General features: G+C 69.0%; 11 protein-coding genes and 1 tRNA gene. 4 read left to right on the top strand and 8 right to left on the bottom strand.

The window, feature by feature from the left end; genetic code table 11:
* Entirely contained in the window at positions 1-1,380 is a 1,380-nt protein-coding gene (gene hisS / locus O9255_RS12325) for a histidine--tRNA ligase (RefSeq protein WP_297867162.1), read from the bottom strand.
* 176 nt (positions 1,381-1,556) lie between these two features.
* On the opposite strand from hisS, the gene O9255_RS12320 reads away from it, so the two are divergent.
* From O9255_RS12320 to O9255_RS12305, 4 genes are all read left to right on the top strand, one after another.
* Positions 1,557-1,633, top strand: a tRNA-Pro gene (locus O9255_RS12320).
* A 218-nt stretch (positions 1,634-1,851) separates the two neighbouring features.
* Positions 1,852-4,608, top strand: a complete 2,757-nt coding sequence (locus tag O9255_RS12315; protein WP_297867161.1) for a DUF2339 domain-containing protein — start codon at positions 1,852-1,854, stop codon at positions 4,606-4,608.
* Positions 4,605-5,966: a DUF3999 family protein gene (locus tag O9255_RS12310; RefSeq protein WP_297867160.1), complete on the top strand. Its 1,362-nt coding sequence runs from the start codon at positions 4,605-4,607 to the stop codon at positions 5,964-5,966. The genes O9255_RS12315 and O9255_RS12310 overlap by 4 nt, the downstream gene beginning before the upstream one ends.
* A gap of 82 nt (positions 5,967-6,048) precedes the next feature.
* Positions 6,049-6,474, top strand: a complete 426-nt coding sequence (locus O9255_RS12305; RefSeq protein ID WP_297867159.1) for a hypothetical protein — start codon at positions 6,049-6,051, stop codon at positions 6,472-6,474.
* A 22-nt stretch (positions 6,475-6,496) separates the two neighbouring features.
* Here the strand turns inward: O9255_RS12305 and argH are convergent, their stop codons facing one another.
* Genes argH through O9255_RS12270 form a run of 7 tightly spaced genes read right to left on the bottom strand, consistent with a single transcriptional unit; the run spans position 6,497 to position 13,993 of the window.
* Complete coding sequence (gene argH, locus O9255_RS12300) at positions 6,497-7,789, bottom strand: argininosuccinate lyase (protein ID WP_297867158.1); 1,293 nt, start codon at positions 7,787-7,789, stop codon at positions 6,497-6,499.
* A complete protein-coding gene (gene argC, locus O9255_RS12295) occupies positions 7,786-8,739 on the bottom strand; it encodes an N-acetyl-gamma-glutamyl-phosphate reductase (RefSeq protein WP_297867157.1) in 954 nt (317 codons plus the stop codon). Before argC ends, argH begins: the two co-directional genes overlap by 4 nt.
* A complete protein-coding gene (locus O9255_RS12290; protein ID WP_297867156.1) occupies positions 8,736-9,338 on the bottom strand; it encodes a GNAT family N-acetyltransferase in 603 nt (200 codons plus the stop codon). Before O9255_RS12290 ends, argC begins: the two co-directional genes overlap by 4 nt.
* Positions 9,335-10,654 carry an acetylglutamate kinase gene (locus tag O9255_RS12285; protein WP_297867155.1) on the bottom strand — a complete coding sequence of 440 codons (1,320 nt, stop codon included), beginning with the start codon at positions 10,652-10,654 and terminating at the stop codon, positions 9,335-9,337. The genes O9255_RS12290 and O9255_RS12285 overlap by 4 nt, the downstream gene beginning before the upstream one ends.
* Positions 10,651-11,748: an acetylornithine deacetylase gene (locus O9255_RS12280; protein WP_297867154.1), complete on the bottom strand. Its 1,098-nt coding sequence runs from the start codon at positions 11,746-11,748 to the stop codon at positions 10,651-10,653. The genes O9255_RS12285 and O9255_RS12280 overlap by 4 nt, the downstream gene beginning before the upstream one ends.
* On the bottom strand, positions 11,745-12,935 hold the full coding sequence (locus O9255_RS12275; RefSeq protein WP_297867153.1) for an argininosuccinate synthase: 1,191 nt from the start codon (positions 12,933-12,935) through the stop codon (positions 11,745-11,747). The genes O9255_RS12280 and O9255_RS12275 overlap by 4 nt, the downstream gene beginning before the upstream one ends.
* 47 nt (positions 12,936-12,982) lie before the next feature.
* Positions 12,983-13,993, bottom strand: a complete 1,011-nt coding sequence (locus tag O9255_RS12270) for an N-acetylornithine carbamoyltransferase (protein ID WP_297867152.1) — start codon at positions 13,991-13,993, stop codon at positions 12,983-12,985.
* Positions 13,994-14,023: the final 30 nt, after the last annotated feature.

Below are 14,023 nucleotides of genomic sequence, written 5' to 3'. Positions count from 1 at the left end.
TCAGCGCCCCGCGAGCGCACGTTGCTGCGCCAGTTCGACCTTCAGCGCGGCCACCAGCTCGGATTCCGCGACTTCGAACTGCTCGTTGCGGCGCAGGTCCTTCACCGCGACGGTGCCCTTGGCCAGCTCGTCCTCGCCACGCAGCAGCACGAAGCGGATGCCGGCGCGGTCGGCGTACTGGAACTGCTTGGCGAGCTTCTTCGGCTCGAGCTGAACTTCGGCATTGATGCCGCCAGTGCGCAGGCGGCTGCCGAGCGCCAGGGCATCGGCGAGGCCGGCATCGTCCATCAGGGCGACGAGGCACTCCACGCTGCTCTCAGCGGTGGCGACAAGCCCGGCTTCGCGCAGCTGCCAGAACAGCCGGGTGACGCCGATGGAAATGCCGACGCCCGGCAGGTGCGACTTCGTGTAGTGGCTGGCGAGGTTGTCGTAGCGGCCACCCGAACAGATCGAGCCGATCTGCGGGTGGGCGTCGAGCGTCGTCTCGTAGACGGTGCCGGTGTAGTAGTCGAGGCCGCGCGCGATCGAGAAGTTGATCGCGTAGTCGGCTTCAGGAACGCCCAGCGCCTTCACCAGCGACAGGACTTCGCGCAGCTCGGCGACGCCCTGCTCCAGCGTGGCGTTGCCGCCGCCGAGGGCGTCAAGTTTCGCGAGCGCGTCGTCGTGGCCGTTCGAGCGGACCGAGACGAAGGCGAGGATCTGCGCCACCGCCTCGGCAGAGAGGCCGAAGCCCTCGCCGGTCAGCGTGTCGCGCACGTAGTCGGCGCCACGCTTGTCGATCTTGTCGACCTCGCGCAGCACCGACATCTGCAGGGCGCCATCCGCCACGCCGAGGCGCTCGAAGAAGCCGCGCATCAGCTTGCGGTTGTTCATCTGGATGGTGAACTTGCCGATGCCGAGTTCGGCGAAGATCGCGTGGATCACTGCCGGCATTTCGGCGTCATGGCGCACCGAGAGCGCGTCCTTGCCGATCACGTCGATATCGCACTGGTAGAACTCGCGGAAGCGCCCGCGCTGCTGGCGCTCGCCGCGGTAGACGCGCTGCATCTGATAGCGGCGGAACGGGAACGCGAGGTCGTGTTCGTGCTCGGCGACGTATCGCGCCAGCGGCACCGTGAGGTCGAAGCGCAGGGCGAGTTCCGGCAGGCCCTCCTCCTTCTTCTCCAGCGCGCCGGTGGATTGGGCGAAGTACACCTGGCGCTCGGTTTCGCCGCCGCTCTTCGTCAGCAGCACATCGGTGAGTTCGAATACCGGCGTCTCGACCGGCAGGAAACCGAAGCGCTCGTAGTTGCGACGGATCACGTCGAGCACGCGCTGGAAGGCGATCTGGTCGCGAGGCAGCAGCTCCAGGACGCCGGGCGGGGTGCGGGGCTTGATCACGCGGACTCTCCGGGGGATATCGAAAGACCGCCGATTGTCGCAAATCGACCGCAAGGCGGCGCAGTGGCCCCGAGGGGCGCGACGGTCCGCGGCCGAGTCGGCTGCCGTGCCACCGCGTCACCATCTCGGGGGACTTGCGATAAGGGGCGAATCCCTCTATTCTTTGCGGCTCCCGTCGGGGTGTAGCTCAGCCTGGTAGAGCGCTACGTTCGGGACGTAGAAGTCGCAGGTTCGAATCCTGTCTCCCCGACCAAAAGTTCCAAGCCGAACCCGCCGAAAGGCGGGTTTTGCGTTTTCGTCCCTGGCAGCGCCGCGGTGATCGGCGGCGGACCACAGGTAGCGGAATCCGCGCTTCCGCGTGCTGCCACCCGAGACGCATGCGTACCTCGTCGACGCGTCGTTGACGTCCCGCCCCAATCCGGATGAACTGCGGCGGACTTCACGCGCGGGGAGACGCGTTCAATGATTTGGGTGCTCGCATTCGCCGCGGCCCTGATGGGCGCCTTGCTGGCGTCCGAGGCGGAGGCCTTGTTTGGCTTCGGCGCGGGCTTCCTCATCGTTGCCGCGCTCGGCTTGCTGCATCGCCAGTCCAGCCGCATCGATGCGCTGACGGCGCGACTTCGCGACCTTGAAGCGCGGCGTGGCCCGCAGCCTGAATCGCGGGCCCGTCCGGCAGAAGCCCCGACACCGGAGCCCTCGCGAACGGTGGCGGAATCGTCGTCGCCCGCGCCGGCGCCGGCGCCGACGCCCGAGGACCCGCCGCCGATTCCTTCGATGGTCGACGCGAAGCCAGCGGCCACCCCGAGCCCCTCGCCCGCTTTCGAGCGCGCTGCCCCGCGTCCTGCCGCCTCGCGCGCGCCGCCGGTCGAGCCCGATGCGATCGAGCGTTTCGCGGCGCGCCTGCGGGCCTTCCTTTTCGAAGGCAACGTGCCGGTCAAGCTCGGCCTCCTCGTGTCGCTGTTCGGTGTCGCCGCGCTGATCCGCTATGCCGCGAGCGCGGGCTGGCTCACCGTGCCCGTGTCGATGCGCTACGCGGGCATCGCGCTGGCGGCCATCGCGATGCTCGTCTACGGATTGAAGCAGGCGCGCGAGCGCCCGGCCTTCGGGCTCAGCTTGCAGGGCGGCGCGATCGGCATCCTGCTGCTGACGGTGTTCGGCAGCTTCCGCGTTCCGGACTTGCTGCCTGCCGCCCTCGCGTTCGGCCTCGTGCTGGTGCTGGTCGCCAGTGCAGCCGTTCTCGCCATCCGCCAGAACGCGGTGTGGCTCGCGGTCATCGGATTCCTCGGCGGCTACCTCGCGCCGATCCTGCTCTCGACCGGCAGTGGCAACCACGTCGCGCTCTTCAGCTACTACGGGCTGCTCAATGGCGCCGTCTTCGCCATGGCTTGGGTGCGCCCGTGGCGTGCGCTGAACCTGATGGGCTTCGTGTTCACCTTCGGCGTCGGTGCGCTGTGGGGCGCGAAGTACTTCCGCCCCGAACTGTTCAGCACGACCGAGCCGTTCCTCGTCGCCTTCTTCCTGATGTACGTCACCATCCCGGTGGCCTACGCCTTGAAGGGCCGTGAACCCGGCAAAGTCGACGCGACCCTTTTGTTCGGTACGCCACTGGTCGCCTTCCCGATGCAGGTGGCGCTGCTCGATGGCGAAACGATGCCCCTGGCGTTCTCGGCCCTCGCGGTTGCCGCGGTGTACCTCCTGCTGGCCCTGTGGTCGCGGCGCGAGGAAAAACTGCGCGTGCTTGGCCAGAGCGCAGCGGCCCTCGGCCTCGCCTTCGCCACCCTCGCCGTGCCGCTGGCGCTTTCCGCACGTTGGACGTCGGCCACCTGGGCGCTGCAGGGCGTGGCCCTGCTGTGGCTCGGGCAGACGCAGCAGCGGCGCTGGCCGCAGGCCGCAGGTGTCGGCCTGCAGGTGCTGGCGGGCTTGGCCTACGTCGCCTCGTTCGAGCATGGTCATGACGCCACGGCCGTGCTCAACGCGCACACGCTGAACCTGCTGCTGCTCGTCGCCGGTGCAGGGGCCTGCGCGTGGCTGCTCGACCGGGCGCACGAGAACCAGCGCTCGGCCGGTGGCGCGCTGCTCGCGGCCGCGGCCCTCGGCTGGTGGTTCTGGGCGGGCGTGCGGGAAGTGGAGCGCCTCGACAATGTCTACGCCTCTACTGGCGGGGCGGATCTCGAGCTCGGCGCGGGTTGGCTGTTGTTCGTTGCACTCAGTGCACTGCTGGCCGCCGGGCTTCGTCGCCTCTCCGATTGGCGCAAACCCGCATGGCTGCCGGCGCTGGCCATGCCGACCGCCGTTTTCGCCGTCGTCGTGGCCTACCTCGAATCGTCGTCCTGGTTGTCGCAGCCCCGGGGTTTCACCCAGCTCGCGCTGGCCGTGGCCATGGTCGCGGTGCTTCCCACGATGCGCGGCCTCACCGGCCGACAAGCCACAACCCACATCAGTGCCTTGGCGGCCCTCACCTTGGCCCTGGGCCTCGGGATCCGCGAAGGGCTGGAGGCGATCAACGCCGAGGCCCTCGGGGACGGCTGGCGCTGGATCCTGCCGTGGCTACCCCTCGCCGCGCTCACGGCGTTGCTGCTGCGTCGCCCGACGCTCGCGGCATGGCCGGTGGGCACGGATGCCCAGGCCTACCGCCGCATCGCGCTTGGCCTTGCGTTGCTTGTGCTTGGTTCGGTCTGGGTCGTGACCCAGGTGGTGGCCGGCACCGCGGCGCCGCTGCCTTGGGTGCCGCTGCTCAACCCGGTCGAGCTGTTCCAGCTGATCGGCGTGCTGGGTCTGGCGGCCTGGCTGAAGGGCCTGCCCGCCCAGGCCCCGACCCGGCCCATCGCGGCCGTGGCATTGGGAGCCGCAGTGTTCACGTTGATGACCATGGCGACCCTGCGGGCGTCCTGGCATTGGGGCGCCGAGGGCTTGGCAGGCACGCCGTGGATGACCTCGGTGGATTGGTGGGATGTCGCATCGTGGACCGTCTCGCAAGCTGCGCTGAGCGTGGTGTGGTCGCTCGCCGGCGTGGTGTGCTGGGTCCTCGGCTCGCGCCGCGGCAGCCGCCCGCTGTGGACCTTCGGCGCGCTGCTGCTGGTGGCCGTGCTCCTGAAGCTGCTGCTGGTCGACCGCGAGAACCTCGGCGACTTGCTCGGCATCGTGTCCTTCCTCACCGTCGGCGGCCTGCTGGTGATCGTCGGCCGCCTCGCGCCCCGTCCCCCGAGCCGTCTGGAGGCTTCCGAATGACGCGTCATGCCGTTCGCTCTTTGGTTTTCGCGATGGCGGCGGCGGTGTCCGCCGCGCCGGTGCTCGCTAGCGAAGAGGACTTCGCGCTCGCCTTCCCCATCGACGCGCCCGCGGACGCGCCGGTGTTCGCGATCGAACTCCCTGCCGAGGCCTACGCGACGCTGACGACCCCAGAGCTGGCCGACCTCGTGGTGGTGGACGCCCAAGGGCGCGAGCAGCCGATCAGCCTGCATCGGCCACCGCCGCCCGCCCCGCCGCAGGCGCCGGAAGCCTTCGCGCTCCCGCTGCCGATCGCGGTGCCGGGTGACGCCGCGTCGATGCCGGGTGCCTTGGAGCTGCATGTGCGCCGCGATGCCGAAGGCACGCTGTCAGCCTTGGACCTGCGAAGCGCGGACGGCGTCGCGAGCGGCTCCGCCCCCGACGAATGGCTGATCGACGTCGGCGCCGCGGCGCGACAAGGTCTCGACGGCCTCCGCCTGCGGCCACAGGGCGACACCGATTTCCGGACACTGGTCGACATCCGCGGCTCCGATGACCTGGTGCATTGGGAGGACCTGCAATCCGCCCTCCCCGTGCTCCGTGCGTCCAGCGACGGACGCCGCATCGAGCGGCTCGATCTTCGCTTCGCCCGCACCACGCATCGCTACCTCGCGCTGCGCCCGGTCGCCGGGGAATCGGCCCTGCCCGCCGTGGTCGCGCTTGACGGCTTGCGTCGGCGCGAGGCCGAGCCGGCCCCGCTGGCCTCGCGCGTCCTCGAAGCCGTCGCCGTGTCTGAGGATGGTCTGAGCGTCGATTTCGCTCCCTTTGGCCCACTGCCCGTCCAGCAGGTCGAGGTCCGCCTCGGGAACGGGGATGGGATCCTCGAGTACCGCATCGAGGAACAGGTGGGCGAACGTTGGCAGACGGTGGCCAGCGGCACGGCGTGGCGGCTTTCCATTGGCGGCGAAACGCTCGAAGCCGCCCCGACGCCGCTTTGGCGCAGCGGCATGGGCCCGCTGCGGATCCAGCTGGCGACGCCCGCACCGCCCCCGAGCCTCGCGCTCGGCTATGCGCCAGACCGCGTCATCGTGATGGCGAATGGCACGCCGCCCTTCCGCTTGCTGGCCGGCAGCGCCCACCGCCGCCAGCCGACGGTGGGCATGGACGACGCCCTCGCGGCCATCCGTCGACGGCAGGGCGCGGAGTGGCAGCCACCGCTGGCCGGCGTCGGCGCCGCCCGGACCTTGGCGGGAGCCGAGGCCCTGGTGCCACCGACCGACGTGGGCCGGTGGGGCCTCTGGGCCGTCCTGGGGCTCGGGGCCCTGATCGTGGGTGGGTTGGCTGTGCGCTTGCTGAGATCGGCCCCGCCGGCCGACTGATTTCTGACGAAACGCTCATACACACGGGCGTCAATGCGTGACAGACTGCGCGTATTGACAGTTATTGACACCCGGACGAGCCATGGATGCGATCGCCCCGATTCCCCACGTTGACGCCTTCGACATCTCGGCGCGCGGCCGCATCGCCCCGCACAGCGGCTGGCACGCCGCGGAGAAACGCGTCAACACCCTCGCCCTGCGGTCGGATCCGGGTGGCGGCGCGGTCCCGGCCCAGCCGGCTTGGTCCCCCCTCGTCCTCGCCCTCGGAGGAAGCCTCGTCCTCGCGAACCTGAAGGCGGTCGAGCTGAAGCCGACGCTTAACGCGGTGAACCGGATCATCGACGCACTCAACGCCCTTCCGGACGATGCCAACTTCGCCGACCTCGAGCGTGCGCTCGGCCTGCGCGAACCCCGCGATTCGCATGACCGCATCGGCGACGCGATGAATCGCGTCCTCCGCGCCCTCGAATCGCGCCGGGCGGACGCCAACCGCACGATGCTGCGCTGAGGGAGGCGTCTCCGCCTTCGCCTCAGCGGTTCAACGACGACCAGCGGGCGGCGAGAACGGACAGCCTGAGATCGCCCGCAGCACCCGGCGACACCCGCGCCTCGAGGCTGCCCTGCGGATCACGCTCGGCCCATTGCTTCGGATCCGCGGCCTGCTGGTAGGCGTCGCGGAACGGCATGCCCCCGGCGGAAAGTTCAACGGCAAGATCGGTGGCGTACATCGAAGACTCGATGGCGGCACGCATTCGCTCCGGCTGCCATTCCAGCGCCCGCAGCAGGTCCGGCAGCAATCCCAGTGCCGCGAGGCCACGGCCGAAGCCATGCACGATCGCGCCCTTCGAGTACTGCAGGTCGCGGTGGTAGCCGGAAGGCAGCGACAGCAGCTGCTCCACTTCGATCTTGGCCGCGGCGACGGAGGCATACACGCCACGCATCAGCTCGATGACATCGGGGTTGCGCTTGTTTGGCATCAGCGAGCTGCCCGTCGTGTACTTCGCCGGAAGGCGCACGAACGTGTATTCCGCGCTGGCGAACAGCGATAGATCCCACGCGAGCCGGCGAAGGTCGAGCAGCGCGGAGCCCAGCGCTTCCAAGGCGGCGAGTTCGAACTTGCCGCGCGAGAGCTGTGCGTACGTGGCGGCGACCTGCAGGCGGCCGAAGCCGAGCGCGGCCGTGGTGTGGTCGCGGTCGAGCGCGAGGTTCACGCCATAGCCGGCCGCTGAACCGAGCGGGTTCGCATCGATCCAGCGTGCCGTGCCACGCAGGCGGTCGGCGTCGTCGATGAAGGCTTCGGCCCAACCGGCCCACCACATCGCCGCGCTCGACACCATCGCGCGCTGCAAGTGGGTGTAGCCCGGCAGCGGCAGTTCGCCCTCCCTCGCGGCGCGCTCTAGCGCGACGCCGGCGGCGGTATGGCAGAGCGCCGCGGCATGTGAGAGACGGTCCTTCAGCCACAGGCGCGTCGCCACCAGCACCTGGTCGTTGCGGCTGCGGCCGGTGTGGATCTTCTTGCCCACGTCGCCGAGGCGCTCGATCAGTCGGGCTTCGATGGCGGAGTGCATGTCCTCGAAGCGATCATCGAGCACGAACCGGCCGGCGGCGACATCGGCATCGAGCTCCTCCAGCTCGCGGGCGATCGCGACCCGTTCGTCAGCGGTAAGGATGCCGATGCGCTCGAGCCCTTCCGCGTGCGCGGCGCTCGCGCGGATGTCGTAGCGGATGAACTCGCGATCGAGGATGACGTCGTCGCCAGCGAGGAAACGCTGGATGTCTGCGTCGATGTCCATGCCGGGCTTCGCCCACAAGACGTTGCTCATGCCGCCCACTCCACGGTGAGGCCCGTCGTCTCGGCCTGGCCGAACGCGAGGTTGAGGTTCTGCAGGGCCTGCGTGGCGGCGCCCTTCAGCAGGTTGTCGAGGGTGCTGACCACGACCAAGCGCCGACCGTCGTCCGACAGCGCGAAGCCACCGATTTCGACGCCGTGGCGATTCGCGATGCGCGAAACCCACGGGGCGCCATCGACCACCCGGACCAGCGGCTCGCTGGCGTAGGCCGTCGCGTAGCGGGCGCGGAGCGCGCCGAGCGTCGCCGGGTCGTTGAGGTGCACGTTCACGGTCATGGTGATGCCGCGGAAGTGCGGCGCCACATGCGGCATGAACTCGACGGGATGGCCGAGGTGGCGAGTCACCTCGCGCTCGTGCACATGGTTCACCAGCGAGTACGGCATCAGGTTGTCATGCAGCTTCGCGGGATCGTTCTTGTCGCTCGGCGTCGTGCCGGCACCGCTGTAGCCAGACACACCGAAGCACTGCGCGGGGCCGTCGACGAGATCGAGAACCGGCGCCAGGGCCAGTTGCATCGCCGTCGCGTAGCAACCGGGATTGCTGATGCGCGTCGCACCAGCGAGCGCTGCGCGGTTCCGCTCGGGCAGGCCGTAGGTCCACGTCGCGTCGAAGCGGAAATCCGCCGACAGGTCGACGATGGCCATGCCGGGGGCGATCGAATCGATGGCGGCGACGTAGGGCGCGGCCAACCCATTCGGCAGGCCGAGCACCACGGCATCCACGCCGCTCGCCGCCACGCCCGCCGCGTCGAGCGCCGTGTAGCGCAGCTCGCCCTGGTACGCGGGTTCGTGGTCGGCGAGGCGCTGCCCGTCGCGCTCGCGCGAGGACACGAAGGCGATATCGAATCCGGGATGCGAGGCCAGCAGCTTGATCAGCTCGGTGCCGACATGGCCGCGGGCACCGACAAGACCCAAGCGGATCATGCGGCGTCTCCCCGACGCGCCATCAGGTGGCGCAAATGGGCCCGCACGGCCGGCCATTCGCCGTCGATGATCGAGAACACGACGGTGTCGCGCCAGCTGCCGTCCGGCATGCGCATGTGGTTGCGCAGGACGCCCTCTTCCTTCGCGCCGAGCCGCGCAATCGCCGACCGGGAGGCATGGTTCATGAAGTGCGTGAAGAACTCGACGCGGCCGCAGCCCATCACCTCGAACGCATGGGCCAGCAGCAGGGCCTTGGCTTCCGTGTTGAGGCCGGTGCGCTGGGCGCGCTTCGCGTACCAGGTCCAGCCGATCTGCACGCGCCGGTGCGCTGCTTCGATGTCGCCGAAACGGGTGCTGCCGACGATGGCGCCGGACGCATCGCGCACGACGAACGGAATGGCCTTTCCGGTCTCGAGCAGTGCCAAGGCTTTGTCGACGTAGGCGAGCATGCCCTCGGGGTCCGGAATCGCCGTGTACCACAGCGTCCACAGTTCGCCATCCTTCACCGCCGCCTGCAGCGCCGGCACGTGATCGCGGGACAGCGGCTCCAGCGTCACGTGCTGACCCTTCAGCGTTGGTATCGCATTCCACGTGCTCATGCCGCGGCCCCCAGCTTCAGCGTGGCCGGGCGGGTGCGGCAGTGCTCGACGGCGAAGCGGATGTCCTCGAAGCCCTCGAGCCCGTACCAGAACACCGTCCAAGGGTCGCCCTTGAGCGCGCCCTCCGACTGGTCGAAGTAGAAGTCGTTGACGGGATTGCTGGTGCGCGAACGCCAGAACAGTCGCGGCGTCTCCGCGCGCATCACGTCCCACGCGGCACGACCGAGGCCCTCGCCCTTGGCGTCGTCGGCGACGGCGAACTTGTCGAGGTGCGGGATGCCGTTTTCTTCCGTGAGCACCAGCGCGGCGCGGTAGTTGGCGGAGACGTAGATGCGCCACGGCGTCGTCGTTTCGAAGTAGTCCAGCGTGAGCGCGCGGCCGAAGCCGGACTCGATCAGGTGTTTCAAGCGCGGCAGGTCCACCTGGTCCCAGCGCTCGAACACATGGATGGCTTCACCACGACGCACGAGCGTGCCCGAGCCGCGATGCGTGAACAGCTCCTTGGCGAGTTCGTCGGGCTTGGTGATCGACACCGACGACGAGGGCGGCAACGCGTCCAGCAGGTCGGCGATCTGCTCGATCTTCACCCGCATGCCGCCGGTCAGCCACGGCGCCGCCATCAGGCGTTCGCGGTCGGTGCTGAGGTTGATCGAGTCGATCAACTTGCCCTCCCCGTCCAGCAGGCCGCCGGTGCCGGTGAGGAAGATGATCTTGTAGGGCTGTAGCGACTTCACCAGCTCGTTCGCCGCCCAGTCGGCATTGACGTTGACGATCTGGCCGTCCTTCGTCTCACCCAGGGAACAGATCACCGGGATCGAGTTCGCGCGGATCGCCGCCTCGACGCCCTCGCGCTCGACGCGCTTCACGTCGCCGACGAGGCCGAGGCGCTCGCGGTCGACGATCTCGGCCTCGAACACGCCGGTCTGGATCGATGTCGCGCGGACGCCGGCTTCCTGCAAGGCGTCGACGAGGCGCAGGTTCTCCCGCACCAGCACGCGGCGCACCACAGCCAGCACCTCGGGCGGAGTAACGCGCAAGCCGTCGACGGTCAGTTTGGTGATGCCAGCCGCCGCCATCTCCTCGTCCAGCTGTGGGCCGGCGCCGTGGATGACCACCGGCGTCAGGCCTACCTGCTGCAGGAAGGACAGCGAGGAAATCAGCGATTCCATGTCGTCGCGCAGGATGGCGCCGCCAACCTTGACGACAGCGAAGCGCGCGGCGTCCACTGAGCTGAAGCGCTTCAGGTACTGCTGGATTTCCTTGGCGCTCGCCATATTCGACAGGAGGCGAACAATCGTTGTGCGGAGGTCGGTCATGGCCGCGAGAACAGTCGGATCAGGTGGTCGGTGTAGGAGGCGAGTTGGTCGAGCGCGACCCACTCGTCGGCGGTGTGGGCCTGGGCGATGTCGCCAGGGCCGAAGACGAAAGCGGTCATGCCGGCCTGCGAGAACAGGCTGGCCTCGGTCCAGAAGTCGACGGCGTTGCCGATCGGCAGGCCCAGTTCGTCGGCGAGATCGCGCGCGGCGAGCCGTTTGGCTTCCGCTTGCGCGACGTCGCCCGCCGGTAGCGATGGTCCGAAGAACGTCGCCTCGTAGTGCGCCAGCGCGGCCGGATCCGCCAAGCCCTTGAAGTGCGCGTGCAGCTGGGAGGTGTCCATCGAGGGCAGCGGCCGGAAGCCGAAGCGCACCTCGGCGCTGGGCGCGATCATGTTGGCCTTGATGCCGCCCTCGACGCGCCCGATGTTGAAGCGCAGCCCGGTCAGCCCGCCGAATCGCTGGTGCGACTGCGACTCGACGAAGGCCAGCGCCGACTCGCCCCAGTGGATGGCCTGGTGCAGCGCCGAGAGCTTCAGCGCGTTCGCCGCCGAAGCGTGCCCGGCCTGGCCTTGGAACTTCATCAGCACCGAGGCGATGCCGCGATGCGCGAGCACGGCCTCGCACTGCGTGGGCTCGGCCACAACGGCTTCGGTGAAGCCGTGGCCCTGCGCGAGGAATCCCGCGATGCAGCGGGCGTCATTCGCCTCCTCGTCCGTGGTGAACAGGAAGGCCGCGTCGCCGGTCGTCCGTGCCGCCGCCGTCAGCATGGCGGCCGCGGCGCCCTTGATGTCGCAGGCGCCGAGGCCGATGGCGCGATCCGACGTGACCCGAAGGACATGCGGGCTGGCCGTCCACGCCGGGGAGTCCGGCACGGTGTCCATGTGCACGTTGAACACGCGCGTCGGGTTACCGCGCACGGCCAGCAGGGCCACCGCGCCGGCGCCAAAATCGGTCAGCTGGAAGCGGAAGCCCGGCAGGTTCGCCTGCAGGTAGTCGAACATCCCGCCGGTGCCGATGGCCCGCGGCGGGTTGCGCGTGTCGAAGCCGACGAGGGCCTCGAGGTGCTTCAGCGTGCTGGCGAGGGCCTCGCTCACCGGTTCACCTCGGCCCACAGCGTGCTGCTCATGCCATACAGGCGAATGAAGCCCTCGGCCTCGGCCACGCCCCAGTCCGCGGCCTGCGCGTAGGTGGCACCCTTGGCGTTGAGGATGTGCGGCGACTGGATGGCCACCGCGTCCACGCGGCCGCCTTCGGTGCGAAGAGTGACGGTGCCATTGACGGTTCGCTGCGAGGACGCGAGGAAGGCCTCGACGTCGGTCTTCAGCGGGTCGTGGAAGAAGCCCTCGTAGACCAGTTCCGTCCACTTGCGGCCGATCTCGGGCTTGAAGCGGTTCTGGTTCTTCGTCAGCACGGCCTCCTCCAGCGCGCGATGCGCCGTGAGCAGTGCGGCCAGGCCCGGCGCTTCGTAAATGATCCGGCCCTTGAGGCCGATGGTCGTGTCGCCGGTGTACAGGCCTCGGCCCACGCCGTAGGGCGCCAGCGCCGCATTGAGCCTGGCGAGGATCACGTGGCCCGGCAGGGCCTCGCCATTGAGCGTGATGGCCTCGCCGCTCTGGAAGCCCAGCGTCAGCTCCAGCGGCGCGGTAGGCCACTCGCTGCGCGGCGCGCACCAGCCCTTCGCACCGGGGCCCGGCGCTTCCCAGCGGTCGATTTCGCCGCCGCTCATAGTCACGCCGAGCAGGTTCTCGTTGATCGTGTAGCTCTTCTGCTTGGCGCGCACCGCGAAGCCACGCGCCTCGAGATAGGCCTGCTCGTAGGCGCGAACCTCCTTGTGCTCCTTCTGGATTTCGCGGATCGGCGCCACGATCTCGTAGTCGCCCAGCGCCTTGATGGCGAGGTCGAAACGCACCTGGTCATTGCCCATGCCGGTGCAGCCATGCGCGATGGCCTTCGTGCCCAGCTCGGCGCAGCGCTTCAGCGCGGCCTCGACGATCAGGTAACGGTCGGAGACCAGCAGCGGGTACTGGCCCTGGTAGGGCTCGCCGGCCCAGACGAAGGGCTTCACGAAGCCGGCCCAGATGGCCGGGCCACCGTCCACGGTGACGTGGCTGGCCACCTTGAGCTCATGGGCGCGGGCTTCGATCCACGCCTTTTCCTCGGCGTCGACGCCGCCGGTGTCGGCGAACACGGTGTGCACTTCCCAGCCGCGTTCCTGCAGGTAAGGCACGCAGAAGCTGGTGTCGAGGCCGCCGGAGAAGGCGAGGACGATTTTCTTGGACATGGTTCGGATGCTCGAAAGGAAAACGGGGGTTCGTGTCGGTCGGCGGCTCAACCGCGCAGCAGGCGGGCCATCACGGCCTTCTGCACGTGCAGGCGGTTCTCGGCCTCGTCGATGGCGATGCAGTTCGGCGAGTCCATCACGCCGTCGGTGGCCTTGACGTTGCGGCGCAGCGGCAGGCAGTGCGAGAACAGGCCCTTGCCACCGTCGCGGGTCAGCGCCATCTTCCGTTCGTCGACGATGAAGTGCTTGTACTCGTCGCGCATGGGCTTCTCGTCGGCCCAGTTACCGAAGAAGGGCAGTGCGCCCCAGCTCTTCGCGTAGACGACGTCGGCGTCGCGGTAGGCCGCATCGATGTCATGCGACACCTGCAGCGAACCGCCGCTCTCGGCAACGTTCTGCTGAGCCCAGCCCATGTAGCGCTCGTCCAGCAGGTACTGCTCGTTCGGGCACAGCAGGGTCACGTCCATGCCGAGGCGCGTGGCGATCGTGAGCGCCGAGTTCGCGACGGCCGTGTTGAGCGCCTTCGGGTGGTAGGTCCAAGTCAGCACGTACTTGCGGCCGCGGAGGTCCTTGCCGAAGCGCTCGCGCAGGGCAAGCGCATGGGCCAGTTCCTGGCAGGGATGGGTGATGGTCTCGAGGTTGATCACCGGCACCGTCGCGGACTTCGCGAAACCCGCCAGCACCTTGTCCTGCCGGTCCACCGACCAGTCGACGAACTTCGGGAAGGCGCGCACGCCGATCAGGTCGACGTAGCGCGACAGCACCTTCGCTACTTCGGCGATGTGCTCCTCGGTGTCGCCATCCATCACCGTGCCGAGGTCGAACTCGATCGGCCACGCGTCCTTGCCCGGGGCCAGCACCACGGCATGGCCGCCCATCTGCGTCGCGCCGATCTCGAAGCTGGTCCGCGTGCGCAGCGAGGGGTTGAAGAACACCAGGGCGATGCTCTTGCCGGCCATCTGCTGGCCGAACTTCGAGGCTTTGAAGGCCGCGGCCTCGTCGAGCACGGCGTCGAGCTCGGCGCGGGACCAGTCCTGGGTGTTCAGGAAGTGCTTCATCGGTGGTGCTCCAAAGGCGGCAATTGGGAA

Origin of the sequence: Silanimonas sp., assembly GCF_027530345.1 — a bacterium.
GTDB lineage: Bacteria > Pseudomonadota > Gammaproteobacteria > Xanthomonadales > Xanthomonadaceae > Silanimonas.
This window is presented reverse-complemented; position numbering and strand designations above follow the sequence as displayed.